38 protein-coding genes and 1 pseudogene are annotated in these 25,818 nt (G+C 35.7%); 34 read left to right on the plus strand and 5 right to left on the minus strand.

Annotated features, from left to right (window positions below):
• Position 1 precedes the first annotated feature (1 nt).
• Together Q0W95_RS00540 and Q0W95_RS00545 are read left to right on the plus strand one after the other, a co-directional pair.
• On the plus strand, positions 2–1,033 hold the full coding sequence (locus Q0W95_RS00540; protein WP_297788462.1) for a beta-methylgalactoside transporter: 1,032 nt from the start codon (positions 2–4) through the stop codon (positions 1,031–1,033).
• Positions 1,034–1,070: 37 nt separating this feature from the next.
• Positions 1,071–1,979, plus strand: coding sequence for a BadF/BadG/BcrA/BcrD ATPase family protein (locus Q0W95_RS00545; RefSeq protein ID WP_297788465.1), 909 nt, complete (start codon positions 1,071–1,073; stop codon positions 1,977–1,979).
• Positions 1,980–2,034: 55 nt separating this feature from the next.
• On the opposite strand, the gene Q0W95_RS00550 is transcribed toward Q0W95_RS00545, so the two are convergent.
• The 5 genes from Q0W95_RS00550 to Q0W95_RS00570 all read right to left on the minus strand — a co-directional run bounded on the left by Q0W95_RS00550 (position 2,035) and on the right by Q0W95_RS00570 (position 5,019).
• On the minus strand, positions 2,035–2,283 hold the full coding sequence (locus Q0W95_RS00550; protein ID WP_297788468.1) for a hypothetical protein: 249 nt from the start codon (positions 2,281–2,283) through the stop codon (positions 2,035–2,037).
• A complete protein-coding gene (locus Q0W95_RS00555) occupies positions 2,280–2,762 on the minus strand; it encodes a dihydrofolate reductase (RefSeq protein WP_297788471.1) in 483 nt (160 codons plus the stop codon). The genes Q0W95_RS00550 and Q0W95_RS00555 overlap by 4 nt, the downstream gene beginning before the upstream one ends.
• An 8-nt stretch (positions 2,763–2,770) precedes the next feature.
• The gene (locus Q0W95_RS00560; protein WP_297788474.1) at positions 2,771–3,568 is read right to left on the minus strand and encodes a Cof-type HAD-IIB family hydrolase; all 798 of its coding nucleotides are present in this window, start codon (positions 3,566–3,568) and stop codon (positions 2,771–2,773) included.
• Positions 3,568–4,377: a Cof-type HAD-IIB family hydrolase gene (locus Q0W95_RS00565; RefSeq protein ID WP_297788477.1), complete on the minus strand. Its 810-nt coding sequence runs from the start codon at positions 4,375–4,377 to the stop codon at positions 3,568–3,570. The genes Q0W95_RS00560 and Q0W95_RS00565 overlap by 1 nt, the downstream gene beginning before the upstream one ends.
• Before the next feature lie 72 nt (positions 4,378–4,449).
• Positions 4,450–5,019: a PTS glucose transporter subunit IIA gene (locus tag Q0W95_RS00570; protein WP_297788480.1), complete on the minus strand. Its 570-nt coding sequence runs from the start codon at positions 5,017–5,019 to the stop codon at positions 4,450–4,452.
• A gap of 154 nt (positions 5,020–5,173) precedes the next feature.
• Here Q0W95_RS00570 and hcp point away from each other — a divergent pair, with 154 nt between their 5' ends.
• The 32 genes and pseudogenes from hcp to rpmJ all read left to right on the plus strand — a co-directional run bounded on the left by hcp (position 5,174) and on the right by rpmJ (position 25,753).
• A complete protein-coding gene (gene hcp / locus Q0W95_RS00575) occupies positions 5,174–6,793 on the plus strand; it encodes a hydroxylamine reductase (RefSeq protein WP_297788483.1) in 1,620 nt (539 codons plus the stop codon).
• A gap of 127 nt (positions 6,794–6,920) precedes the next feature.
• Positions 6,921–7,433 (plus strand): DUF4367 domain-containing protein, encoded by a 513-nt coding sequence (locus Q0W95_RS00580; protein ID WP_297788486.1) that lies wholly within the window; start codon positions 6,921–6,923, stop codon positions 7,431–7,433.
• Between the two features lie 112 nt (positions 7,434–7,545).
• Positions 7,546–8,193 (plus strand): Crp/Fnr family transcriptional regulator, encoded by a 648-nt coding sequence (locus Q0W95_RS00585; protein ID WP_297788488.1) that lies wholly within the window; start codon positions 7,546–7,548, stop codon positions 8,191–8,193.
• Positions 8,194–8,715: 522 nt separating this feature from the next.
• Positions 8,716–8,865: a G5 domain-containing protein gene (locus Q0W95_RS00590; protein ID WP_297788491.1), complete on the plus strand. Its 150-nt coding sequence runs from the start codon at positions 8,716–8,718 to the stop codon at positions 8,863–8,865.
• Between the two features lie 108 nt (positions 8,866–8,973).
• Positions 8,974–9,354: pseudogene (locus Q0W95_RS07860) on the plus strand (G5 domain-containing protein); the annotation flags it as partial.
• 27 nt (positions 9,355–9,381) lie between these two features.
• Positions 9,382–10,602, plus strand: a complete 1,221-nt coding sequence (locus Q0W95_RS00595; protein ID WP_297788494.1) for a G5 domain-containing protein — start codon at positions 9,382–9,384, stop codon at positions 10,600–10,602.
• Positions 10,603–10,894: 292 nt separating this feature from the next.
• Positions 10,895–13,642: a hypothetical protein gene (locus Q0W95_RS00600; protein WP_297788497.1), complete on the plus strand. Its 2,748-nt coding sequence runs from the start codon at positions 10,895–10,897 to the stop codon at positions 13,640–13,642.
• A 444-nt stretch (positions 13,643–14,086) separates the two neighbouring features.
• The gene (gene rpsJ, locus Q0W95_RS00605) at positions 14,087–14,395 is read left to right on the plus strand and encodes a 30S ribosomal protein S10 (RefSeq protein WP_297788500.1); all 309 of its coding nucleotides are present in this window, start codon (positions 14,087–14,089) and stop codon (positions 14,393–14,395) included.
• A gap of 81 nt (positions 14,396–14,476) precedes the next feature.
• A complete protein-coding gene (rplC, locus tag Q0W95_RS00610; protein WP_297788503.1) occupies positions 14,477–15,106 on the plus strand; it encodes a 50S ribosomal protein L3 in 630 nt (209 codons plus the stop codon).
• Between the two features lie 14 nt (positions 15,107–15,120).
• The gene (rplD, locus tag Q0W95_RS00615; protein ID WP_297788506.1) at positions 15,121–15,744 is read left to right on the plus strand and encodes a 50S ribosomal protein L4; all 624 of its coding nucleotides are present in this window, start codon (positions 15,121–15,123) and stop codon (positions 15,742–15,744) included.
• A complete protein-coding gene (gene rplW / locus Q0W95_RS00620) occupies positions 15,744–16,037 on the plus strand; it encodes a 50S ribosomal protein L23 (RefSeq protein ID WP_297788510.1) in 294 nt (97 codons plus the stop codon). Before rplD ends, rplW begins: the two co-directional genes overlap by 1 nt.
• 10 nt (positions 16,038–16,047) lie before the next feature.
• The gene (gene rplB / locus Q0W95_RS00625) at positions 16,048–16,881 is read left to right on the plus strand and encodes a 50S ribosomal protein L2 (protein ID WP_297788513.1); all 834 of its coding nucleotides are present in this window, start codon (positions 16,048–16,050) and stop codon (positions 16,879–16,881) included.
• 9 nt (positions 16,882–16,890) lie between these two features.
• A complete protein-coding gene (gene rpsS / locus Q0W95_RS00630; RefSeq protein WP_297788516.1) occupies positions 16,891–17,178 on the plus strand; it encodes a 30S ribosomal protein S19 in 288 nt (95 codons plus the stop codon).
• Between the two features lie 10 nt (positions 17,179–17,188).
• The gene (rplV, locus tag Q0W95_RS00635; protein WP_297788519.1) at positions 17,189–17,536 is read left to right on the plus strand and encodes a 50S ribosomal protein L22; all 348 of its coding nucleotides are present in this window, start codon (positions 17,189–17,191) and stop codon (positions 17,534–17,536) included.
• A gap of 1 nt (position 17,537) precedes the next feature.
• Positions 17,538–18,257: a 30S ribosomal protein S3 gene (gene rpsC, locus Q0W95_RS00640; RefSeq protein WP_297788522.1), complete on the plus strand. Its 720-nt coding sequence runs from the start codon at positions 17,538–17,540 to the stop codon at positions 18,255–18,257.
• Positions 18,258–18,292: 35 nt separating this feature from the next.
• Positions 18,293–18,721: a 50S ribosomal protein L16 gene (rplP, locus tag Q0W95_RS00645; protein ID WP_297788525.1), complete on the plus strand. Its 429-nt coding sequence runs from the start codon at positions 18,293–18,295 to the stop codon at positions 18,719–18,721.
• A gap of 2 nt (positions 18,722–18,723) precedes the next feature.
• Complete coding sequence (rpmC, locus tag Q0W95_RS00650) at positions 18,724–18,930, plus strand: 50S ribosomal protein L29 (protein ID WP_297788528.1); 207 nt, start codon at positions 18,724–18,726, stop codon at positions 18,928–18,930.
• Positions 18,931–18,935: 5 nt separating this feature from the next.
• Positions 18,936–19,196 carry a 30S ribosomal protein S17 gene (gene rpsQ / locus Q0W95_RS00655; RefSeq protein WP_297788531.1) on the plus strand — a complete coding sequence of 87 codons (261 nt, stop codon included), beginning with the start codon at positions 18,936–18,938 and terminating at the stop codon, positions 19,194–19,196.
• A gap of 19 nt (positions 19,197–19,215) precedes the next feature.
• The gene (gene rplN, locus Q0W95_RS00660) at positions 19,216–19,584 is read left to right on the plus strand and encodes a 50S ribosomal protein L14 (RefSeq protein WP_297788534.1); all 369 of its coding nucleotides are present in this window, start codon (positions 19,216–19,218) and stop codon (positions 19,582–19,584) included.
• 9 nt (positions 19,585–19,593) lie between these two features.
• Positions 19,594–19,902, plus strand: a complete 309-nt coding sequence (gene rplX / locus Q0W95_RS00665; protein ID WP_297788537.1) for a 50S ribosomal protein L24 — start codon at positions 19,594–19,596, stop codon at positions 19,900–19,902.
• A 15-nt stretch (positions 19,903–19,917) separates the two neighbouring features.
• Complete coding sequence (gene rplE, locus Q0W95_RS00670; RefSeq protein WP_297788540.1) at positions 19,918–20,460, plus strand: 50S ribosomal protein L5; 543 nt, start codon at positions 19,918–19,920, stop codon at positions 20,458–20,460.
• Positions 20,461–20,473: 13 nt separating this feature from the next.
• Entirely contained in the window at positions 20,474–20,659 is a 186-nt protein-coding gene (locus Q0W95_RS00675; RefSeq protein ID WP_004836723.1) for a type Z 30S ribosomal protein S14, read from the plus strand.
• A 19-nt stretch (positions 20,660–20,678) separates the two neighbouring features.
• Positions 20,679–21,074: a 30S ribosomal protein S8 gene (gene rpsH / locus Q0W95_RS00680; RefSeq protein ID WP_004834722.1), complete on the plus strand. Its 396-nt coding sequence runs from the start codon at positions 20,679–20,681 to the stop codon at positions 21,072–21,074.
• Between the two features lie 10 nt (positions 21,075–21,084).
• Positions 21,085–21,624 (plus strand): 50S ribosomal protein L6, encoded by a 540-nt coding sequence (gene rplF / locus Q0W95_RS00685; protein ID WP_297788545.1) that lies wholly within the window; start codon positions 21,085–21,087, stop codon positions 21,622–21,624.
• 9 nt (positions 21,625–21,633) lie between these two features.
• Positions 21,634–21,999: a 50S ribosomal protein L18 gene (gene rplR, locus Q0W95_RS00690; RefSeq protein WP_297788548.1), complete on the plus strand. Its 366-nt coding sequence runs from the start codon at positions 21,634–21,636 to the stop codon at positions 21,997–21,999.
• 15 nt (positions 22,000–22,014) lie between these two features.
• Positions 22,015–22,524, plus strand: coding sequence for a 30S ribosomal protein S5 (gene rpsE / locus Q0W95_RS00695; protein WP_297788551.1), 510 nt, complete (start codon positions 22,015–22,017; stop codon positions 22,522–22,524).
• Between the two features lie 10 nt (positions 22,525–22,534).
• The gene (rpmD, locus tag Q0W95_RS00700) at positions 22,535–22,717 is read left to right on the plus strand and encodes a 50S ribosomal protein L30 (protein ID WP_297788556.1); all 183 of its coding nucleotides are present in this window, start codon (positions 22,535–22,537) and stop codon (positions 22,715–22,717) included.
• 10 nt (positions 22,718–22,727) lie between these two features.
• On the plus strand, positions 22,728–23,207 hold the full coding sequence (gene rplO, locus Q0W95_RS00705) for a 50S ribosomal protein L15 (protein ID WP_297788559.1): 480 nt from the start codon (positions 22,728–22,730) through the stop codon (positions 23,205–23,207).
• A gap of 18 nt (positions 23,208–23,225) precedes the next feature.
• Complete coding sequence (secY, locus tag Q0W95_RS00710; protein ID WP_297788564.1) at positions 23,226–24,500, plus strand: preprotein translocase subunit SecY; 1,275 nt, start codon at positions 23,226–23,228, stop codon at positions 24,498–24,500.
• Positions 24,501–24,503: 3 nt separating this feature from the next.
• A complete protein-coding gene (locus Q0W95_RS00715) occupies positions 24,504–25,160 on the plus strand; it encodes an adenylate kinase (RefSeq protein WP_297788567.1) in 657 nt (218 codons plus the stop codon).
• A gap of 137 nt (positions 25,161–25,297) precedes the next feature.
• The gene (gene infA / locus Q0W95_RS00720; protein WP_297788569.1) at positions 25,298–25,516 is read left to right on the plus strand and encodes a translation initiation factor IF-1; all 219 of its coding nucleotides are present in this window, start codon (positions 25,298–25,300) and stop codon (positions 25,514–25,516) included.
• A 123-nt stretch (positions 25,517–25,639) separates the two neighbouring features.
• Positions 25,640–25,753 (plus strand): 50S ribosomal protein L36, encoded by a 114-nt coding sequence (rpmJ, locus tag Q0W95_RS00725; RefSeq protein ID WP_004818043.1) that lies wholly within the window; start codon positions 25,640–25,642, stop codon positions 25,751–25,753.
• Positions 25,754–25,818: the final 65 nt, after the last annotated feature.

Consider the following 25,818-nt stretch of genomic DNA (forward strand, 5'->3'; position numbering starts at 1 on the left):
TATGGAAAACACAAGTAAAAAGCAATTCAATTTTAAAGAATTCATATTAAATAACGCTCTGGTTATCATAATTGCAGCCCTAATTGTGGGAATAATTATTGTTGACCCGACTTTTATAACAAATCCAAGAAATATAATTAATATTTTATCTCAAACAGCAACTAGGCTTTTCATAGCCTTGGGAACTGGAGGCTTATTAATCCTTGCGGGTACTGACCTTTCAGCAGGTAGGATAGTTGGTTTTACAGCAGCTATAGCTGGTGCCCTCCTCCAATCTCCAGATTTTGCTCAAAAATTCTTCCCTAATATCCAAAGACCTTCTCTTTTGGCAGGACTCTTTGCAGCTATAGCCATAGGAGCTGTATGTGGTGCCTTCAACGGATTCGGTGTGGCTTACTTAAAGCTTCACGCCTTCATTACCTCCCTGGGTGTGCAACTTGCAATCTTTGGTATCCTCCAGCTCTTTATAGCTGCAAACCCTTATGGTCCTCAACCAATTGGTGGTTTCGATGAAAAATATGCCAATGTAGTTAGGGGTGGCTTTACAATTCCAGGAACAGAATTACAATTTCCATATCTTATAATTTATGCTGCCATAGCTTCAGTTGTGATGTGGTTTATTTGGAACAAAACAGTCTTGGGTAAGAATATGTTCGCCGTTGGAGGTAACCCAGAAGCTGCCGAAGTATCAGGAATCAATGTTACTAGGACAATTATGATTGTCTTTATAATATCTGGTATTATGTATGGTTTGTCAGGTTTCCTCGAAGGCCCAAGACTAGGTTCTGTTACAACAACAACTGGAGAAGCTTATGACCTAGATGCTATCGAAGCTTGTCTTATAGGAGGAGTTTCATTTTCAGGTGGTATAGGAACAATCCCTGGTATAGTTTTGGGTTCAATAATCCTTCAAGTAATTAACTATGGACTTCTCTATATAGGTCTTAATTCTTATGTCCAAATAATTATTAAGGGAATTTTGATAATCTTAACAGTAGCCCTAGATACAAGAAAGAGAATAAACAAGAAATAATAGCTATAAGATTTTAGGATTGTGATAGGAGAAATAAATGAGAAGAAATATTTATCTTGGGGTTGATGGAGGTGGAACCAAAACAGCCTTCTTGCTTGAAGTAGAAGGAGAAAGGTTTGAGTCTAAGCAAATCACCATCCACCCCAAACAAGTAAGCAAACAACAATTTTATGAGATAATGAAATTGGGAGTTGAAGATGTTTGCCAAAGTGCTGGGATAAGTCCAGAAGAGATAGCCTATACCTTTGTTGCAGCTCCAGGATATGGCCAATATCCTGATACTGAAGCCTATATAGACGAAGGAATCAAAGATGCAATCGGATCTACTAGGTTTACAGTTGCTAATGACTGTGTGAATGGCTGGGCTGGCTCTCTAAACGCTCAACCAGGCATCAACCTTGTCCTAGGGACAGGTCAAATTGGTTATGGAGTTGACGAAGATGGAAATTCCATGAGGTCTGGTGGCTGGGGTCCTCTTCTAGGAGATGAGGCAAGTGGCTACTATATAGGTCTAAAAATTCTAAACCATTTCACAAAAATGAGTGATGGAAGAAAAGAAAAAACCATCCTCTATGGCCTCATCAAAAATAGACTTGGCATAGAAGATGATATGGAAATAATCGATCTAGCTGAGAAAATGAAGAGAGATGAGATTGCAGATCTTTCCAAAATTTTTGCTGATGGTCTCGATCAGGATGATCCATATTGCAAAATCCTCCTAGATAAGCTTGCCGAAGAAGCATCAAGTGTTATTGATTCGATAATTAGAGGATTAAACTTCAAAGACCCAATAAAAGTGTCCTACTCTGGAGGAGTATTCAACCTAGGAGCTAGGCTAATCAAAAAAATAGAAGAAAAATCTACTTACCCTATCAAAATTCAAAAACCTTACACTAATCCATCAGAAGGAGCTTTAATTCTCGCAAAAATTAAAGAAAATAAGTAAGCAAAAAGACCTCCCGTCCTCATAAAGCGACTGGGAGGTCTATATTTTATACTTTTTATAGAAATTCAACGTCCTTTTCATTTATGACCTTGGAAGGAACTCCAACCCTAGCACAAGCTCTTACTTCTTCGTAGCCATTGAGTCTGTCCCTAAAATACAAAAATCTTTTTAGATTTGCCATGGATTCTGTGATGTTATAAAAGGAAATCCCATCATATTTTTCGGGATTATTTTTCCTATCAGCTATAAGCAAGGCACAATCTGGACACTTATCGCTTACAAAAATTTCTATCTTATCAGTCATTTGACCCTCCTATATCTTACATATTCAAAAGATACCCCATCTTCAGTAAAAGTATCAGATTTATCATAAATTTCCCAATCCTCATCAGAGTCAAAATTGTGAAGGAAGGTATCTGCTTCTTTTTTGCCATTGATTTTTGTGATGATAGCCTCATCGCAAAAGGGCAGAAAAATTTCGACAATTTTTTCTCCGCCTATTACAAAGGATTCTTTGGAACTTATCTTAACATAAGAAACAACATCAGCTGGATTTGAAAAAACGACTCCATCGCTAATTTTATACTTAGGATTTTTCGATAGAACAATATTTTCCCTAGCAAGAAGCCCTCCTCCCATAGACTCGTAAGTTTTCCTACCCATAATACAAATATTATTAAGTGTAGTAGCTTTGAAATGTTTAAGGTCTGAGGCGATATGGTAGAGCATCTTGCCGTCCTTGCCAATGCCCCAATTTTTATCAACTGCTAAAATGATTTTCATAGAGCTACCTACAAGATAAACTTCTCCAAGTAATAGGCTATACCATCTTCGTCGTTGGATAGGGTGATATAGTCGGCTATTTGTTTGATACCTTCCACAGCATTGCCCATAGCAACTCCAACGCCTGCGATTTTTATCATAGTTTCATCGTTCATTTCATCGCCAAAGGCAATGATATCTTTTTGGTCTATGCCAAAAATATCTGCAATCTCTAGGAGACTTTTGCCCTTGGATGGACCTTTTGGCATTACTTCATAATAGAATCTTGCAGATTTGACTTGCTCGGTTACATCTCCGAATTTTTCTTTAAGCTTTTGGCTAGGCTCTTCAATCCTATCTGGATCTTGGGCAAAGAGGATTTTGTTAGGGGCGAAGTCGATTATATCTTCAAGGTTTTCTACGATTTTATAGTCCATCTTGAGCATGGTTGCCTCACCCTTGGGATATTTGTTTTCGTATCTGGTGTATATGGTATTTTCGTAAGGAAGGATTATTTCAAGATCCAAATTCTTGGAAAACTTTACAATCTCCCTTGCAAGGTCTACATCCATAGGGTGGCTTGTTAGGGTCTTGTGGGTTTTGCAATCGGTGATTGCTCCACCGTTGTAGGTTGACAAGAGCCCTCCATATTTTTCAAATTCCAAAATTTCTGCAAGTTCCCTGGCTCCAGGGGTTGGTCTACCTGTTACTATGACTACCTTGTGACCTTGTTTCATCGCCCTAATCAAGGTGTCCTTGGTTTTGGGGCTTATTTGTTTTTTGCTAGTGATGAGGGTTCCATCTATATCTAATCCGATTAATTTCATTATTTTTCCTTTAATATATTTTCTCTTACAAAGTGGGCTATGCCATCTTCGTCGTTACTTAGGGTTACTCGGTCAGCAATTTCCTTGAGGGATTTTGTAGCGTTGCCCATAGCAACTCCCACACCTGCCTTCTCAATCATTTCTAGGTCGTTTATTTCATCGCCAAAGGCGTAGGTGTCCTTTTGGTCTATGCCAAAATATTCTGCAATTTCTCCAATAGCCCTGCCCTTGTTGATTCCCTTAGGCATACAATCAAGAAATTGGGGCATGGCGTGGATGGGATTTGCAACTTGCCCGAATTTTTGGGCGAAAATTTCTTTATTCTTTTCTATGGTTTGTGGAAGAGCAGTAAAGAGAACCTTATTTACTGGAAAATTTAGAGACCTTGTAAGATTTTCACAAATCCTATACTCCATCCTATTTTTCTTGGCGAGAAAGTCTAGGCTATAAGCGTTCTTTTTTTCTGCAAGAATTTCTCCCTTATGGTAGATGAGAACATCAAAGCCCAAACTTTTTCCGAAAGCCATCATTTCTTTGGCAATGTCTTGGTCTATTTGATGGTTTATTATCGACCTATTTTCCTTGGGAGCAAAGACATTTGCTCCATTTGATGAGGCGATAAGTCCGCCATATTTTTCAAATTCAAGCTCATCTCCTAGATACTTACTGGCATAAAAGTCCCTTCCTGTTATAATTACGACCTTATGACAAGCCTTGCTCGCCTCTATCAAAGTAGCCCTTGTGAAGTCGCTTATTTCATTGGTGCTCGTTAGAAGTGTTCCATCCAGGTCTACTGCTATTAGTTTCACTTATTCCTCCATTTTCTAATAAAAAAGGCTGCCTAGAGCAAAAATCCCCTAAGCAGTCCTCAAAAATTTATTCTAGCTAAGTTTGAGTAGGTCAGCCCCATGGCTTACTTGACCGATGTTGAGCTTATCTATTGTCTTACCTTCTGCGTTTGTTACTATAACTGGTGATTGGATTTCCTTGCCAGCTGCTTTAATTTGTTCGATATCAAATTCGATTAGTAGGTCCCCACATTTAACTTCATCATCACTTGCGACTCTTATGGTAAATGGCTTACCTTCAAGTTCTACTGTATCAAGACCAACGTGGATTAAGAGGTCAGTGCCCTTGGTTGATGTAATTCCAACAGCGTGACCTGTTTCAGCAAGCATGGAAACTTTACCATCTACTGGAGCAAATACCTTTCCTTCGCTAGGAATGATGATTACACCCTTGCCTACAATTTCTTGAGCGAAAACTGGGTCTACACATTCCTTGATGTCCTTTGCTTCTCCAGTAATTGGAGCAAGAATTATTTCTTCTTTGTCTATAGCATCTTCAACCACATCTTCGATTTTCTCAGCTTCTTTCTTAATTTCTTCTTTGAGTTCTTCTCTTTTTTCTTCTGCAGAGAATACACTTTTAAGCTTATCTAAAAATGACATACTAGCCTCCTTTTTTTTCAGATATCATTACTTATATTTAATATACTAACTTTTGAAAAAAAATCACACCTTGTAACAAATGTTACAGATAAATAAAATATTTTATCCTATACTTAATACAGTTAAGAAATTAAAGCAAGCAAAGGAGAGATATATGTTTTGTTACCAATGCCAAGAAACAGCAAACAACCAAGGATGTAAAGTAGTAGGAGTATGTGGCAAAAAAGAAGATACTGCCAATATGCAAGACCTATTAGTTTTTGTAACAAAGGGACTCGCTGAAGTTATTAATAATAGTGAAAATGTAGACCCTAAATATTATGATAGGGTATCAAACAACCTTTTCGTAACTATTACAAATGCAAACTTCGATACAGATGTAATCCTTGCTATTGTAAAAGAAACTATAGCTATGAAAGATGAGCTATTAGAAAATATTGATGATAAAGAAAGCCTATCCAAATTTGCCAAATATAGTTCAGATGACGATGAAGAACTAAAGAGAAAAGCTATCGAAGTTGGAGTTTTAAATATAATAAATGAAGATGAAAGATCTCTAACAGAGCTAGTTATCTACGGCCTAAAGGGAATGGCAGCCTACAACCACCATGCAAATGTCCTAGGATATAGAGATAATGAAGTTGATACTTTTATTTGTAAGGCCCTAGAAGAAACTACAAAAGGTTACACAGATATAAACAAGCTAATAGACCTTGTTATGGAAACTGGTAGTCACGGAGTAAAGGCTATGGCCCTTCTTGATAAGGCAAATACAACTAGCTACGGAGACCCAGAAATCACAGAAGTAGATTATTCTGCAGGAGATAAACCAGGAATCCTAATCTCAGGCCACGACCTTCACGATATGAAGGACCTATTAGAGCAAAGTAAGGACAGCGGGGTAGAAATCTACACCCACTCAGAAATGCTTCCAGCCAACTACTATCCAGAATTTAAGAAATACGACCACTTCCACGGCAACTACGGCAATAGTTGGTGGAGCCAAAACGAAGAGTTTGAAAAATTCAACGGTCCAATCCTTATGACAACCAATTGTATAGTTCCAATGAAGAAGACCAATACCTATAAGGATAGGATGTTTACCACAGGCAATGCAGGCTATCCTGGAGTAAGTCATATAGAAGCAGATGAAAATGGAAACAAAGACTTTACAGAAATAATTGAAATGGCCAAAAAATGTGAGGCTCCAACAAACTTAGAAGATACCAAGGTTGTAGGAGGCTTTGCTCACAACCAAGTCCTAGCCCTATCTGATAAGGTTATTTCAGAAATCAAGGAAGGAAATATTAAGAAATTTGTCGTAATGGCAGGTTGTGACGGAAGAAGTAAGGAAAGGTCTTATTACACAGACTTTGCCAAGGCACTTCCAAAAGATTATGTAATCTTAACTGCAGGTTGTGCAAAATATAGGTATAACAAACTAGGTCTAGGAGATATAAATGGTATTCCAAGAGTATTGGATGCAGGTCAATGTAATGACTCATTCTCTCTTGTTCAAATAGCTCTTGCCCTAAAAGATGCCTTTGGACTAGATGATATCAATGATCTACCAATAGAATATAACATAGCTTGGTATGAACAAAAGGCTGTTATAGTTCTTCTAGCTCTTTTAAGCCTAGGAGTAAAAAACATCCACCTAGGACCAACCCTTCCTGCCTTCCTATCACCAACAGTAGTAGACTTTTTAGTAGAAAACTTTAATATTGCAGGAAATACCAGCGTAGAAGAAGATATGAAAATATTTACTAAATAAGAAATAGACAAGCATAAAATGCACATCAATTCTTTATTAGCTAAACACGTTAAATCCTTGAAACTACTTGTTTCTATATAAAAGTTTTAGTATAATTAGAAACGAATTTAGAAATAAAGGAGATAGTATGAAACTAAAGAAAATATTTGCATCTGCTATGACACTTGCACTAGCATTTGGATTAATGGCTTGTTCAAAAGCTGAGGAAAACAAAGATGGAGCCAAGGATACTGTAAAGGTAGAAGAAAAAACAGAGGCTAAGGCTGATGATAAAGATAAAGATGATAAGGCTACAGAAAACAAAAGTCCAATTTATGCTGTAAAATACAACTACCTACCAGAAAAATTCGATGAAAACTTTAGAGATGAGAAAAAAGACCTTCTAACAATCGAATTTGGAGAAAAGACAAACCCAGCTAAGAAAATCACCGTCCAACTTTCAGACAACCAAGAAAGATTTAAGGGACTTTTCAAAATGCCAGAAAATGCTGAAAATGTAAAAGTAGGCGATAAAGATGGCAAGTTCTGGGATGATGGTTCTTTCAAATACCTAGTTGTAGACAGAGATGGCTATTCAATCTTTGCAAGATCAACCCTAGATAAGGATGAAACTATCAAGGTTGTAGCCGAAGCTAAATAATACAAGAAATCAAGACTTGCCTAGGGCAGGTCTTTTTTACTAGAAATTTAAGATAAGTACGCCAAATCTTTTCCAAGCCTTGCTAGGATAGACAAGAGAAAAAGGAGGGATTATGAATCTAAGAGAGATACCAATTTTTAAAAATTTAAGTGATGAAGAAATAAGAGAAATCGAAAAATCGACAAATATAGAAGAAAAAATCTTCCCCAAAGCTAGCCACATTTTTAAAGAAGGAGACATCAAGGACGACTTCTACTATCTAATACAAGGTAGCGTCAAGGTCTACAAGGTTGACCCTGAGGGCAAGAGATACATCATAGCAAGCTTTACCAAACCTGCAATTTTTGGAGAAGTTTATGCCTACCTCAAAGAACCCTTCGACTTCTGGGCTGAAGCTGATAAGGAGAGCAAAATTCTTGTAATCTCAGACTTTAGGGGACTAATGGCAAAGATCCAATCAAGAACCCTACTATTAAACTTCACCGACCTTTTAGCAAGAAAAAGCCTAACCCTATCCAAGAAAAACCAAATAAATTCCAAAACTAGCCTTAAACAAAAAATAGCTGCCTACCTTATTGAAAATGAAAAGGAGGGCAAAGTCCACCTAGAAACTTCTAGGGAAGAATGGGCAGACTACCTAGCCACAACCCGTCCGTCTCTATCAAGAAGCCTTTCTCTTATGGCAAAAGATGGATTAATAAGTGTAGAGGATAGGCAGATAGAGATTAAAAACAAAAATGCTTTGGCAAACCTTATTTAATATTTGCTAAGATTGCTACTTAGCTTGCTAAAAATGATTTTAATGTACACTATGTCATAAAGATTTAGTTTAACGCAATAGAAACAATATAGTTAAATTTATAGCTGTAACATTTAAGAAAGTTAGAATACGAACTTGATTACACCAAGAAACAAGTTGGTGAGCCTGAATGAGTTGAAGATGGTAACGATAGAATAGTAACAATTACAACAACTCAAGATCCAAATACTGGTGAAATTACAATTAATAAGACAGCTACAACAGAAGCAAAACCAAAGAAAATCAAAAGTCCGGCAGGTACAGAAGATACTCACGAATACACTGAGAAAAAACCATTCACTTACGATGTACAATTTGCTCCAGATTTCTATAAAAACTATCCAGATGCAAAAGATAATTATAAGATAGTTATAGATGGCAAAGTTGGAGAAAAGGCAACTAAGTGGACTATTAAAAACTCTGAAATTTTTGGCAAAGGATAAGTAGTTAAGGATACTGATCCAACAAATGCTGTAATCAAAGTTGGTCAAAAATACTACACAGGCACAATCAAACACAGAAAACCATGAAGTAGCTTATGAAGTTGAGTATAAATATTCTGATGAATTTGAAGCTAGTCAAACAAAAGTTGAACAAAAAGGCGAAAGAGGTTCATATGATGTAGAATATTAACAAAAAATTAAAAATGGCGAAAAAGATAGTGAATTAACATCTACAAAGAAAAATGAAAAACAAGCTAAGAAAGAAATTGTAGTAATCGGTACAAAACCTCTTACAAAAATTGTAGAAAAACCATTCAACACAGAATATGTATACGACGAAAATCTTGAATCTGGAAAGACTGAAGAAGTAACACCGGGTAAAAATGGCAAGGTAGTTAATACTGAAGAAACAGTTGTAAAAGCTGCTAAGCAAAAAATCATAATCGGAACAAAAGACTTTGAAGGTAACTTCACTTACAAAGATTATTACGAACTAGGATATGATACAGAAATAATCTATGATGAAAATCTAGAATTCGGTAAGACTGTAGTAGACCAAGAAGGTGAAAAAGGTCAAACAGAAAAGACAGTAAGCCAAAAAGTTGTCAATGGCACACTAGGCGAGAAAGAAATTTCTGAACCAAAACTTATAAAAGAAGCTAAGAATAAGAAGATAAGAATTGGTATTAAGCCAATCACTAAAGAAGTGGAACTTAAGAATGAGGTTGTAGTTAAGGTTAACCCTGACCTTAAAGAAGGCGAAACAAAAGTATTTGACCTAGGTAAGCCAGGTAAACTAACAATTACAACAAGCTTTGATAAGGAAAGTAATAGGGTCGTTATTACAGAAAAAACAGAAAAACCAATCGATAAAGTGATTGAAGTAGGCAATCAATCTGATGGAACCCACAAGTATAAGGAAAAAACTCCATTTGATACAGAAATTATCTATGATGATACATTGGAACTTGGGAAATCTGAAGTTGTTAGGGAAGGTAAGACAGGCTTAACAGAAACTCTTGTAACTATAAAAGATTCTATGCTTACAGAATCAACAGCTTCTGCAATTGAAAAACCAATGAACAAGATAATTAAGATTGGTACAAAGACACCAACACCTGCTGAAAGCGCAGTTGAAAAGAATGTTAAAACAGATGTTGAATATGTATTTGATGCCACCAAAGAAAAGGGCTATGTTAAAGAAATAGAATCTACTGATGGAAGAGTTAAAACTGTTGTAGAAAGCAAGGCTGTAGATGGTAAGGCAGTGAATGTTGAAAAAACAGTTGTAAGGCCAGGAAAAAAGAAGATTCTTGTTGGTACAAAAGACTTTACAGGCAAGTATGACTATAACAAGACTTGTCCAATTTCTCCAAAAGTAATAGTAAGAGAAAATCCTGAGATGGAAGCTGGAACATCAAAGGTTGTTCAAGGAGGAAAAGACGGTTCACAAAAAACCCACGTATCTTTGGCCATCAAGAATGGTAAGGCAGTGGAAGGCTCCATCAAGGAAACTCTAGGAGAAAAGAAAGATCCTTTAGACCATATAATTGAGCTAGGAACAAAGAAAACTCCAAATACCTGCCCAATCCCAGAAAAACCATCTGAGCCAAATATAAAAGAAGCTCCGAAAGAGGAAAATCAAAACCACGAGGATCCAAAACAAGACAAACCAAGTCAAGATAATAAAAAAAGTGAAGATACAAGCAAATCAGAAGATAAACACGAACTTAAAGAAAAACATTTTACTGGTGAAGTTAAGGTCCGTGTTCCAAAAGAAAGTCCAAAAAGACTAGCCATGGGAACAAATGAACAAAGAAAAGATATGACTAATCCAAAAACAGGTATAGCAGGCTTAGGAAATGTCCTAGTAGGTCTAGGAGTAGCTGTTGGAGGAATTTTCACAAGTAAAAAAGAAGATAAGTAATATTAATATTAATCATAAAGACTCTTAGGAGTCTTTTTTGATTTTAGAAAAAACACCTTCTTGCTCTAATATTATAAGAAGAAAATCTTGGGTAGATTATCTTTAAATCTATCGGAGTTTTATAAGAAAGCGGCCAGGGTTCGTTAGGGTAATTATATTTAATTTTATATTTATTTTAGATTTTTAGTTTTTTTGACAAAACTTTATACGAATTTAATATCCGTCCCTTTATAATTAGAAAATAAAAGCATATGAAACATAGCTAATACAATATAAAGGAGAGCTACATTATATGAAAAAGCAAAATATGGCAAAAGTAACTTTGATAATGGCACTTTCTACAAGCGTGTTTTTCTCGCAAACAGATGTGGTTAGGGCATCTGATGGCGTAAAACCTCTTGCTAGCAAGGAAGAGGTAAAGGCAAGTAAAGATAGAATCGAAGAAGAAATCAAGGCCAAAGAAAATGAACTTTCTGACCTAAAAAATAAAGAGCAAGGCCTAAAGAAAGAAGAAAAGGACAGGCAAGCTTCCCTAGATTCTCAAAAAAAAGATTTAAACAAAGCTAGCGAAGAAGCAGAGAAGAATATCAAGGAAATAGAGGCTAATAAGCCAGAAAATGATAAAAAGCTTGCAAGTATTAGCCAAGATATAGATAAGAAAACCACAGAAAAAGAAAGTCTAATTAAGCAAATAGCAGATAAGGAAAGAGAAATAGCCAAGGCAAAAGAGGGAAACAACTCTGATGCTAACAAAAAGTTAGAAGAAGAAATAGCTAGTGATAAGAAAACTATTGAGCAAAAAAAAGAAGAGCTCAAGAACAAAGAAATAGAGAAAGAAAAAGAAGCTGAGGAATTAAAAAAACTAGAAGATAAACTAGTGATGGAGAACAGCTACCTAGAAAGTAGAAAAGAAGGGATACCAAGGGATAAAAAAAACCTAGCTAACAAGAAAAAAGAATTAGAAGATGTAGAAAAATCTCTAGCAAAAAAAGAGGAACTTGAAAAGGAAAAAACTAAGCAAGAACAGAACCTTGTAGGAGCTGAAAAGCAATTTGATGTTGTAAACAAGCCTTATACAGAAGCCAAGAACAAAGTCGATCAATATAATAAAGAAATCGAAGAAATAAAGAAAAGAAATCCTGACTACGACCCAAACAAACTTGTAGAAAGAGATAAAAAGCAAGACGATGCAGAAGCTCTCAACAAAAAAATGTTAGAGCTTGATAAAAAAGTTAAAGATATTGATGCTCAAATATCTGAAACTACAAATTTACAGAAAGGTGTAAATGGTAAGATAAGTTCGGAAGAGGAGAAAAAAGAAAATAAAAATAATGAATTAGAAGAGGCTAAAAGAGAAAAACAACGACTTGAAGATGCTAGAGATAGAGCTAAAGAAGCTCTTGAAAATAGTCAAAAAGCAAAAAATGAAAAAAATGCCTCTATACCAGTTTCTAAACAGCCTACTCCTGAAGAAATATTAAAAAGAATTGAAGCTGAGATAGAAGAAAATAATAAAAAAATACTTACTCTAGAGAAAGAAATATCTGACATTGATAATAACATAAAAAAGTACGGAAAAGAGTTTGAAGATTACGGAACAAAGGTAGAACAATTAGTAAAAGATAAACAAATTGCTACTAAGGAATTACGAGAGAAAGAAGCTCAAGTTAATAAGTTAGAGATGGAAATTGAGCAATTGATACAAGAGATAGATAAATCAATTAGTCAGGAAGATAGAGATAAGCTTACTCAATTGCAAAAAGACCTCGGTAAAGAACAAATGAAGTTAGATAATGGTAAAGAGGTTTTTGAGCAGTTAAGAAAAGCTGTGAATATGATTAAAGAAAATATATCTAACCTATACACACAAATAAAAGGGATAAATGAAAAGGATTTAAAGGAAAAGAAAGACAAGCTAGAAAAAGAAATAAGACTACTAGAACAAGGGATTCCTAATTCTGAGAAAGATATATTAACCTTAGAGCAACAAAATAAGGAATTGGCAGAAAAAGTTAAGGCGCAAGCAGATAAACTCGGTCAAATCAATGGACAAATTAACAAGATTAACGAAGAAATTGCTGCCTTAAAGGCAAAGATACAAGCCAATGAACAAAAATTAAAGGCGGCCAACCCAAATGACAGAGTTCAACAACTAATGGAAGAAAAGGCCAGCCTAGAAACACAACTAGCTGATCTAACAAAGACTATAGAAGGCTTGAAAGAAGAGAAGGTCAAAGTTCAAAAGGAAACTGACAATTATCAAGAAAAACTTGACCTAGCTAAGAAAAAACTAGAAGAAGCTAAGTTAAATGACGCTAAAAGGAAAGCTGCCTATCAAGAGCTTTCAGATAAACAAGAAAAGCTAAAGGACGACCTAGAAAAATTAGCTAAGAGAATAGAGGATAAAGAAAAAGAAATAGAAGCACTAAAACAATCTCTAAAAGCCTTAGATAAGCAAGCTGACAATACAACCCCAAAACCAGAAAACAAGAAACCAGACGATTCAGGCAAAACACCAGATAAAAAGCCAGACCAAAGTCAAGAACAAAAACCAGAAGATAAAGGAAAGGATAAGCAAACTCCACAAACAAAACCAGAAAACAAGAAACCAAATGACTCAGGAAAAGCACCAGAGAAAAGGCCAGACCAAAGTCAGGAACAAAAACCAGAAGATAAAGGAAAGGATAAGCAAACTCCACAAACAAAACCAGAAAACAAGAAACCAAATGACTCAGGAAAAGCACCAGATAAAAAGCCAGACCAAAGTCAGGAACAAAAACCAGACGATAAAGGAAATGGTAAACAAACTCCACAAACAAAACCAGAAAACAAGAAACCTAATGATACTGGCAAAACACCAGATAAAAAACCAAATAATCTAGGAAATAAAGCACAAGCAAAGCAAAAAGAATCAACTTCAAAGACCAAGGTCAAAGTTCCAACAAATCCTAAAACAGGAATAGCTGGTCAAGGTTCGATTTTATTAGGTTTATTTGGATCTTTGGCTGGCATATTTGCAACAAGGAAAAAAACCAAGTAGAACTAAATAGAATATAATGATAAACTCTCTAAAGAAAGACTCAGGTATAAGACCTGGGTCTTTTCTTGCTCACTAGACAAAAAACCATAAGCGGAGTGGAAATATATAAGAAGTTAGGAAAAAATTATAATAATATAAAAAATTTAGATAGAAATTTTGCAAATTTACTAAAACCTAGTATACTAAAAACCAGCTAGTAATAGCTAAAGTACTATAAGCAGAAAAGAAAGTCGTTTTCATAAAAAAGATTGAAAATTAGTGAAAAAGACTTGATTTTTTGGTGCTTATGATGTATTATATATAAGTGCTGTGAAGTGAGATGTTGCTTGTGCCTCAGGCCAAAAGCACAAGGAAACTTTCACCTAGCAAGCTTAGGAACAATCCTAAGTGATTTCCAAATTATTATCAAACGCCCGGATGGGCGTAAAGAAAGAGAGAGGGAAAATGGCTAATCAAAAGATAAGAATTAGACTAAGAGCGTACGATCACGAAGTAATCGATAGCTCAGCAGAAAAAATCGTAGAAGCGGTTAAAAGATCCGGAGCTGAAGTAAGTGGACCAATTCCATTACCAACAGAGATAGAAAAAATCACTATCTTAAGAGCGGTTCACAAATACAAAGACTCAAGAGAACAGTTTGAACAAAGAACACACAAGAGATTAATCGACATCATTGGCCCAAATGCCAAGACTTTAGATGCACTCAAGAAATTAAACTTGCCTGCTGGTGTCGATATCGAAATTAAACTATAACTGTAATTAGGATGATTGAAGATAATCTAGTTATTAAGTAATAACAGATCATCAATCCGCTGTAATTAAGGAGGTACTCAAGTGAAGAGTATATTTACAACAAAAGTAGGCATGACTCAAGTCATCGACGAAGATGGAGTTATTACTCCTGTTACTGTCCTAAAGGCTGACGAAAACGTAGTTGTACAAGTTAAAACAGTAGAAACTGACGGTTACAACGCTATCCAAGTTGGTTATATGGACAAGAAAGAAAAAAATGTTAAGAAACCAGTAAGAGAACACTTCAAAAAAGCAAATGCTACTACAAAGAGATACTTGAGGGAGATTAATTTTGGAGAAGAAACTCCAGAACTAAACCTTGGAGATGTTATCACAGTTGACCAATTTGAAGTTGGCGATCTTGTGGACATTGTAGCTACAAGCAAGGGTAAGGGAACTCAAGGTGCCATCAAGAGATGGAACTACGGAAGAGGTCCAGCAAGCCACGGTTCTAAATCACACAGAGTTGCAGGTGCAAGAGCTGCAGGTTCAGATCCAGCAAGAGTTTTCAAGGGTAGAAAAGGTTCAGGAAAAATGGGTAACGAAAGAGTTACTATCCAAAACATTGAAGTTGTCAAAGTAAGTGTTGAAGATAACTACATCTTAGTTAAAGGTGGAGTTCCAGGACCTAAGGGCGGACTTGTTCAAATCAAACAAGCTATAAAAGCCTAATTAAGGAGGAATAAATGCCTAAAGTAGATATTTTAAACATTAAGGGAGAAAATGTTGGTTCTTTAGAGCTAAACGAAACTCTATTTAATACTGAAATAAGCGAACATACTGTTTATGAAGTAATAAAAAACCAACTAGCTAATAAAAGACAAGGTACACAATCTGCGAAAACTCGTTCAGAGGTTCGTGGTGGTGGACGTAAACCATTTAGACAAAAGGGAACAGGACGTGCTCGTCAAGGTTCAATCAGAGCTCCTCACTACACAGGCGGTGGAGTTGTATTTGCACCAAAGCCAAGAGATTATAGTTACAAAGTTCCAAAGAAACTAAGAAGAAAAGCATTGTATTCAGTTCTTACATCAAAGGTAAATGACAATGAATTAATAGTTCTTGATAGCCTAGCCCTTGAAAATGCTAAGACTAAAGAAGCTGTTAATGTACTTAATGCAATCAATGCTGGAAACAAGGCTTACATCGTTACAGCAGAAAATGATACCGAAGTATACAGATCATTTAGAAATATCGAAGGTGTTGATGTATCAGCTGCAAGCCTAATCAATGTTTACGACTTAGTAAGACACAACAAGTTAGTAATTACAAAAGATGCGATTGCTAAACTTGAGGAGGTATTTATCTAATGAGATCACCTTACGAAATAATCAAAAGACCAATAATCACAGAAAAAAGCATGGAAATGCTTGACGAGAACAAATACACTTTTGAAGTAGACAAGAATGCAAACAAACCAGAAATCAAAGCTGCAGTAGAAGCTATTTTTGACGGAGTTAAAGTTAAAAATGTAAGAACTATGAACTATACTGGTAAATCTGTAAGAACAAGATACGGATACGGTAAGAGAGCTGACTGGAAAAAAGCTATCGTAACATTAACAGAAGATAGTGCAGAAATTGAATACTTCGATGGACTATAGGAGGGTTTAAATGGCTATTAGAAAATTAAAACCAACTTCAAACGGTCATAGAAATATGTCTGTTTCAACATTCGAAGAAATTACTACAGACAGACCTGAAAAAAGTCTTACAGTTGATCTAAAATCTAAGGGTGGAAGAAACAACACAGGTAGGACAACAGTTAGATTCCGTGGTGGCGGAGTTAAGAGAAGATATAGAATTATCGACTTCAAAAGAGATAAAGACAATATCCCAGCAAGAGTAAAAACTATAGAATACGATCCAAACAGATCAGCAAACATTGCACTTGTTGCTTATGCTGATGGAGAAAAAAGATACATCCTTGCTCCAAAAGGACTTAAAGTAGGCGATGTTATCGAATCAGGAAAAGATGCTGATATCAAACCAGGTAACGCTCTTGAATTAAAAGATATTCCAGTAGGTACAACAATCCACAATGTAGAACTTAGAGCAAAAAGAGGAGCAATCTTAGTAAGAAGTGCTGGTGTTGGAGCTCAACTTATGGCTAAAGAAGGCAACTTCGCAACATTGAGACTTCCATCAGGCGAAATGAGAATGATTCACTTAAACTGCAAGGCTACAATTGGAGTTGTAGGAAACTCAGAACACGAACTTGTAAGAGTTGGTAAGGCTGGAAAGAGCAGATACATGGGAAGAAGACCTCACGTAAGAGGATCTGTAATGAACCCTGTTGACCATCCACACGGTGGTGGTGAAGGTAGAACACCAATCGGAAGACCTGCACCAATGACGCCATGGGGCAAAAAAGCTATTGGTGTTAAGACAAGAAACACTAAGAAACAATCTGAATCTTACATCGTAAGAAGAAGAAACGAAAAATAGGGGGATATAATGGCAAGATCTATTAAAAAAGGACCATTTGTCGATGATCATTTAATAAAGAAAATTGACGAATTAAATGAAAAAAATGAGAAAAAAGTTATTAGAACATGGTCAAGACGTTCTACAATATTCCCTGAATTTGTAGAGCACACAATCGCTGTTCATGATGGCAGAAAACATGTTCCGGTTTATATTACAGAAGACATGGTAGGCCACAAACTAGGTGAGTTCGTACCAACAAGAACATTCAGAGGCCACGCTAAAAAGGCTACTGAAATGAAGAGCAAAATGAGATAGGAGAGAAACGATGGAAGTTAAAGCAACAGCTAAATATCAAAGAATTTCTCCTCTTAAAGTACACTATATAGCAAGAGAAATCAGAGGCAAACAAGTAGACGAAGCACTTAATATCTTAAGATTTACTAACAAAAAAGGTGCAAGACTTCTTTCAGATGTACTAAAAAGTGCTATTGCCAACGCTGAAAACAACAACGGACTTGATAGAGCTAATCTTTATGTAAAAAAGGCATTTGCAAATGATGCTCCAACTATGAAAAGATGGAGACCTAAAGCTAAGGGTGCTGCATATCCAATACTTAAAAGAAGTAGCCACATTGGTGTTGTCCTAGCAGATATAGAAGATACGGAGGAATAAGATGGGCCAAAAAGTAAACCCAAAGGGATATAGAGTAGGTGTTATCAGAGACTGGGATTCAAAATGGTTCGCAGACAAAAAAGATTTCTCAGATCTACTAGTAGAAGATTATAACATCAGAAAAATTGTTAAAAAAGAAGTTTTTGATGCTGGAGTTGCAGACATCGAAATCGAAAGAGCAGTAAACAACCTTAAAGTTACAGTATTTGCTGCAAAGCCAGGAATGGTAATCGGCAAGGGTGGTGCTGGAGTTGAAGAACTAAAGAAAAAACTTGAAAAAGCAGCACCTGGTAAAAGAATTATCATAAACGTTGAAGAAATCAAATACCAAGACCTTTCTGCACAACTTGTAGCCGAAAATATTGCTAACCAACTTGAAAACAGAGTTGCATTCAGACGTGCTATGAAACAACCAATCCAAAGAACAATGAGAGCTGGAGCTAAGGGTATCAAAACTATGGTTTCAGGTAGACTTGGTGGAGCTGATATGGCAAGAAGCGAAGGATATTCAGAAGGAACAATCCCTCTTCAAACATTAAGAGCTAACATTGATTACGGATTTGCAGAAGCAGATACTGAATACGGTAAAATTGGTTGTAAGGTATGGATCTACAAGGGCGAAGTTCTTCCAGGAGAAAAAGCTCAAAGAGAACCAAAAATGAAACAACCAAGAAATAACAAGAGAAAAAGAAATAATAATAGACGTCCTAACAACAAGTAAGGATATCGAAGCTTAAAGAATTAGGAGAAAATACTATGTTAATGCCTAAAAGAGTTAAATATCGTAGACAACACAGAGGCAGAATGAAGGGGTTTGCTCAAAAAGGTAACCAACTAGCTTATGGAGAATATGGTCTTCAAGCTACAGAAGCTACATGGATGACAGCAAACCAAATCGAAGCTGCTCGTCGTGCGATGACAAGATATATCAAAAGAGGCGGAAATATTTGGATAAAGGTATTTCCAGACAAGCCAGTTTCTAAGAAACCAGCAGAAGTAAGAATGGGATCTGGTAAAGGTGCTCCAGAATATTGGGTTGCTGTAGTAAAACCAGGTAGAGTATTATTTGAGATGAGTGGTGTTAGTGAAGAAGTTGCAAGAGAAGCTATGAGACTTGCTGCACAAAAACTTCCAATCAAGACTAAATTCATCCAAAGACTTGAAGTTACAGGTACGGAGGAATAAGGATGAAAGTAGCAGAAATCAGAAAGTTATCAGATCAAGAGCTAGATATACAATTGTATGATTTACAAAGTGAGCTTTTCAATCTTCGTTTTAGACTTGCAACAGGACAACTTGAAAATCCAGCAGCTATAGGAAGTGTTAAAAAAGATATAGCTAGAGTTAAGACAATCCAAACAGAAAGAAAGCTTAATTTAAATAGGGAGGCTTAAGTTTCATGGAAAGAAATAGAAGACACGTACTTAAAGGCGTTGTCGTATCTGATTCAATGGATAAAACTGTAACAGTTTTAGTTGAAGATAAGATCCAACACCCAGTGTACAAAAAAAGAATGATTAGAAGCAAAAAATATAAGGCTCATGATGAACTAAATCAAGCTAAAGTTGGCGATACAGTTGAAATTATGGAGACAAGACCACTATCTAAGACAAAAAGATGGAGACTTGTTCGTGTAAGCCAAGCAGCAGAAATTGTTTAATTAGATATAGGAGATTATTATGATACAACAAGAAACTCGTATGAGAGTTGCAGATAACTCCGGAGCAAGAGAACTTTCAGTGATTAAGGTTCTTGGAGGAACTGGAAGAAGATATGCTAATATCGGAGATGTTGTAGTTTGTTCAGTTAAAAGTGCAACACCCGGAGCAGCGGTAAAAAAAGGTTCTGTAGTTAAAGCCGTAATCGTTAGAACAAAAAGAGGCTTAAAAAGAGTTGATGGTTCAACAATCAACTTTGATGAAAATGCAGCTGTAGTTATCAAAGACGACAAAAGCCCAGTTGGAACAAGAATCTTTGGACCAGTTACTAGAGAATTGAGAAGTGAAGGATTCATGAGAATCATCTCACTTGCACCGGAAGTATTATAGGAGGATTGCATGCATATTAAAAAAGGCGATAAGGTCCAAGTAATATCAGGTGAATTTAAAGGACATGTAGGTGAAGTTATTAAAGCTCTACCTAAAGAAAATAAAGTAGTAGTTGAAGGTGCAAATATTAGAATCAAACACCAAAAAGCAACCCAAATGGGTGGCGAAAGCGGAAGAATCGAAAAGGAATGTCCAATAGATGCTTCTAAAGTTCTACTTTACTCAGAAGAACTCAAAAAAGGTGTTAGAACTAGAAAAGAATTTGTAGATGGCAAAAAAGTTCGTGTATCTACTAAGACAGAAGAAAAATTCGACTAGTTCAAAGGAGATATTATGACAAGTAGATTAAAAGAAAAATATCAAAACGAAGTTGTTGGTAAACTTATCGAACAATTCGGTTACGAAAATGTTAACGAAGTTCCAAAACTTACAAAGATTGTTATAAACGTAGGACTAGGTGAAGCTAAAGATAACCAAAATCTTTTGAATGCTGCCAAAGACGAACTTGCTCTAATCACAGGTCAAAGACCAATTGAAATTAAGGCGAAAAAATCTGTAGCTAACTTCAAACTAAGAGAAGGTCAAGCAATCGGTACAAAAGTAACTCTAAGAAGAGAAAAAATGTATGATTTCTTAGACAAACTTATAAACATCTCCCTACCAAGGGTAAGAGACTTTAGAGGTATCAATCCAAACAGCTTTGATGGACGTGGAAACTACTCACTAGGAATCAAAGAACAATTGATCTTCCCTGAAATCAAATATGACAATGTTGATTTCCTACATGGTATGGATATCACCATAGTTACTACTGCAAAAACAGATGAAGAAGCAAAAGCATTCTTACAATTAATGGGAATGCCATTTAAGAAATAACTAAGGAGCAAAAATGGCTAAAAAGTCACTAAGAGCTAAACAACAAAGAAAACAAAAATTCTCCACAAGAGAATATACAAGATGTAAACTTTGTGGAAGACCACACGGCTACTTAAGAAAATATGGAATCTGCCGTATTTGCTTTAGAGAACTTGCAAATAATGGACAAATTCCAGGAGTAAGAAAAGCAAGCTGGTAATTAAGGGGGAATGATAATTATGATGACAGATCCAATAGCGGATATGCTAACAAGAATCAGAAATGGTAACAAGGCAAACCACACAAAGGTTTCACTACCATCTTCTAATGAGAAAAAAGCTATTGCCCAAATTCTGCTTGATGAAGGCTTTATTACAGGATTTAACGTAGAAGAAGACGGCAAACAAGGTATTCTTACAATTGATTTAAAATATACAGAAAATGGTGAAAAAGTAATCTCAGGTCTAAGAAGAATTTCTAAACCAGGCCTTAGAGTTTATGTAAAAGCAAATGAAGTGCCAAAAGTTCTTAACGGACTTGGAACAGCAATCATTTCAACATCAAAAGGACTATTAACTGACCGCGCTGCAAGAAGCGAAAATGTAGGTGGCGAAGTTATTTGTTACGTATGGTAAGGAGATATATATGTCAAGAATAGGAAAACTTCCAATTGAAATACCTTCTGGAGTAACAATAGAAATTAACGACCGTAAAGTAAGTGTAAAAGGACCTAAGGGCGAAGATAGCCTAGAAGTTTCTAAAAACGTAGAACTAGAATTAAACGAAAAAGAACTTTTGGTTAAAATTCCAGAAAACTACACAAAAACACAAAACATCGACCACGGTTTATATAGATCTCTAATTAACAATATGGTTGTTGGAGTATCAGAAGGATATGCAAAAACACTTCAAATCGAAGGTACAGGATATAGAGCTAACAAGCAAGGCAACAACCTTGTTATGAACTTAGGTTTTTCACACCAAGTAACAATGGCTGATCCTGAAGGAATCGAAGTAGAAGTACCAAATGATAGAACAATTGTTGTTAAAGGAATTAACAAACAATTAGTTGGTCAACATGCTGCAAACATCAGAAACTGGAGAAAACCAGAACCTTACAAGGGAAAAGGTATCAGATATGAAGGTGAGCATGTAAGACGTAAAGTTGGTAAAACAGGTAAGTAGGAGATAGGAATGGCTAAAAAAACTAAACAAGAAAGACTTTTAACTCGTAAAAAAAGAGTAAGAGCTAAAGTAAGCGGTACTCCTCAAAAACCAAGACTAAGCGTTTATAAATCAAATGCTAACATTTATGCTCAAGTAATTGATGATGTAAATAGTGTAACACTTGCTAGTGCAAACACTCTACAAGAAGCAGTTTCAGCTGGAGCAAAAAACAATGCTAACGTAGAAGCTGCTAAAAAAGTAGGAACAGCTATCGCTAAGGCTTGCAGTGAAAAAGGAATCGAAGAAGTTGTATTTGACAGAAATGGATACCTCTACCACGGAAAAGTTAAAGCTCTAGCAGAAGCAGCAAGAGAAGCTGGTCTTAAATTTTAATTGAGGAGGTATTAGATGAATTATTTATTAAGAAGCGAAGTAGAAAAACTAAACCTCGAAGATAGAGTAGTAGCTATTAACAGAGTTGCTAAAACTGTAAAAGGTGGACGTAACATGAGATTTTCTGCCCTAGTTGTTGTTGGAAACGGCAATGGTTATGTTGGTATAGGAACTGGTAAAGCTACAGAAGTACCAGAAGCAATTAGAAAAGCTGGAGAAGATGCTAAAAAGCACATGATTAGCGTTCCAATAGTTGGAACAACTGTTCCACACAGAATCCATGGCCACAAGGGAAGTGGTAAGGTTCTTCTAATGCCTGCATCAGAAGGTACAGGAATCATCGCTGGTGGTCCAGTTCGTGCAATCTGCGAACTTGCAGGATTTAAAGATATTAGGGCAAAGAACCTAGGTTCATCAAACCCAAGAAATATCATTAATGCATGTATTGAAGCATTTTCAAACATGAAAACTGTTGAAGAAGTTGCAAAACTTCGTGGTAAATCGGTAGAAGAATTTGATTATTAAGGAGAATACAATGGCAAAACTTGAAATCACATTAAAAAAATCTTTTATCGGTAAAAAAGATGGACAAATTGCAACATGTAAAGCACTAGGCCTTAGAAAAATTGGCCAAACTGTTGTAAAAGAAGATAATAAAGCAACCAGAGGAATGATTCATAAAGTTTCATTCATGGTTGATGTAAATGAATTAAACTAAGGGGTGTAAGATGAAACTACATGAATTACAACCTAATGAGAAGTTAAAAAAAGGCAAGAGAAAAGGTAGAGGACCAGGTTCAGGAAACGGTACTCGTGCAGGCCGTGGACAAGATGGACAAAACTCAAGAAGTGGTGGTGGAACAAGACCAGGCTTCGAGGGTGGTCAAATGCCACTATACAGAAGACTTCCAAAAAGAGGTTTTAAAAACATCAACAGAAAGATTTATGAAACAATCAATGTTGAAACACTAAATGCTTTCGAAGATGGAACAGATGTAACACCAGAATTATTATTCGAAAATAAATTCTTAAATAAAAATAAAGCAAAGGCTGGAGTTAAAATCCTTGGTGATGGAGAACTTACAGTAAAGCTTAATGTAAAAGCTCACAAATTTACTAAATCAGCAGTTGAAAAAATCGAAGCTGCTGGTGGTAGCGTAGAAGTTATCGAAACAAAAAAATGGGTAAAACCATCTAAAAAAGCTTAACAGAAAGCATGGTGAGCAATGCTAGAAATAATTAGAAAAGCAGCAAAGGAAGAAGAAATAAGAAAAAGATTTTATTTCACTCTTCTAATGCTAGTAGTATACAGACTAGGAAATAATATTCCTATACCATTTATAGACGCAAAAGCACTAGCAGATGCATATAAAAATATTCAAGGAACCCTTGTCGACTACCTAAACATGTTGACAGGTGGTGGACTATCCACTCTTTCAATATTTGCCCTAGGGGTACAACCATACATCACAGCATCAATTGTTATGCAGTTGTTATCTGTTGTTATTCCACGACTTGAAGAGCTTTCAAGAGAAGGAGAGCAAGGTAGAAAGACAATCCAAAAATATACTAGATATGTAACGATAGGTCTTGCCATATTCCAAGCAGTTGCAATAACTAATGGACTATATGGGGCAGCCCTTTCATCTGCAACAGGTTTCCAAAAAATTGTGATGAACATAGTCCTAATCGGTGGAACAATGTTTGTAACTTGGATGGGTGAAACAATTACTGAAAAGGGACTAGGAAATGGTACAAGTCTTATAATCTTTATGGGTATCATTGCATCATTCCCTAGAACAATAGCCAGATGGAAACAAGGTCTTCACTATAATACAACAAGTCTTGTTGCAATTGCGATAATGGCAGTTGTTGTTATCCTAATAGTGTTAGCTGTAGTATTAATATCTGAGGGAGAAAGAAAAGTACCTATCCAATATGCGAAAAGAGTTGTTGGACGTAAGATGTATGGTGGTCAATCAACCCACATTCCAATCAAGGTAAACATGGGAGGCGTTATGCCAATCATCTTTGCTTCAGCAGTACTTGCTATTCCTTCAACAGTATCACTCTTCTTTGGTGGTAATGGACAAAGCTCAATAGCAAACTTCTTCCAAAACTCACACCTTGGATTTGCAGTTTATCTAATAATCCAATCAATATTAATCCTAGTATTTGCTTATTTCTACAACCAAATTCAATTTAACACTGTAGAATATGCAAAACAACTTCAACAAAACGGTGGTTTTGTTCCTGGAATCAGACCTGGTAAACCAACTAGTGACTTCCTAGCAAGTGTTTCTACAAAGATAACTTTCATAGGATCAATTGCACTAGCCTTACTAACTGTTGTTCCAGCGATTGCATCAAAAGTTTTAGGACTACAAATATCCTTCGGTGGTTCTTCAGTAATCATCGTAGTAGGTGTAATTATTGAAACTATCAAACAAATTGAAGCTATGATGACAATGAAACAATATAAAGGATTTTTAAACAGGTAAGAGATGAATATTATTTTATTAGGCCCTCCAGGAGCTGGTAAGGGTACACTATCAAATAAAATTATAGAAAAAAAACAAGCAGTTCAGATAGCTACTGGAGATATATTTAGATACAATATCTCCAATCAAACTGAACTAGGTCTTAAAGCAAAATCCTACATGGATAGGGGCGATCTTGTACCAGATGAATTAACAATTGATCTTGTATGGGATGCCTTCGATAAGCACAAAGACGAAAGCAAAGAAGGAAAGATCATTCTTTTTGATGGTTTCCCAAGAAACATCGACCAAGCCAAGGCTCTCGATAGTGGAATGGAAGAAAGAAATCAAAAAATAGATCATGTCGTATATTTTAATGTAGATGAAGAAATTCTTATCCAAAGAATTACTGGCAGAAGAGTGTGCACAAACTGTGGAGCTACTTTCCATGTAAATAACAATCCTCCAAAAGAGGAGGGAATATGCGACAGATGTGGAAGCGAACTTATCCAAAGAAATGACGATAATGAAAAAACTGTAAAAAACAGAATTGATGTTTACAACGCTCACACATCTGTACTAATTGATTACTACAATGATAAAGGTATATTATTTAGTATTGATGGCACAAATTCTCCAGACGAAGTTTTTGAAGAATTTCTAAATAAATTAGGAGAATAATTCTAATTTATGCTAATAAGAATTAAAGCGGCGATAGAATCTTTTATAGATTTTTAGTCCTTAATGTCTTGTTGATATAAGACAATTTATAATGGCGTTCAATAGACATAGAGAAAATTTAAAAGGAGGTTCTATCGATGTCAAAAAAAGATGCTATAGAAGTTACAGGAGTTGTTACTGAAGCACTACCAAATGCGTTATTTAAGGTTGAGCTAGAAAATGGTCACCAAATTCAAGCCCACATTTCTGGAAAGCTTCGCATGAACAGCATTAGAATACTAGAAGGAGATAGGGTAACAGTTGAACTATCTCCATATGATCTAAGTCAAGGTAGAATAACTTGGAGACGTAAATAGTCCCATCATCTTGGGTGTGAAATCATAAGATTTTACAATTTTGGGAAAATAAAATATTTTACCCAAATCCAAAATTCAAGTACTACCCATTCATTAAGAATAGTCAAAAGATGAGGAGTCAAAATGAAAGTTAGAGCATCAGTTAAAAAAATGTGTGATAAATGCAAAATTATCAAAAGAAATGGTAAAGTTATGGTAATTTGCGAAAATCCAAAACATAAACAAAGACAAGGTTAGGAGGGTTCAATGCCAAGAATAGCTGGTATAGATTTACCTAGAGAAAAAAGAGCAGAAATTGGACT

Source organism: uncultured Anaerococcus sp., assembly GCF_947253225.1.
In the GTDB taxonomy this organism is placed as follows: Bacteria; Bacillota; Clostridia; order Tissierellales; family Peptoniphilaceae; genus Anaerococcus.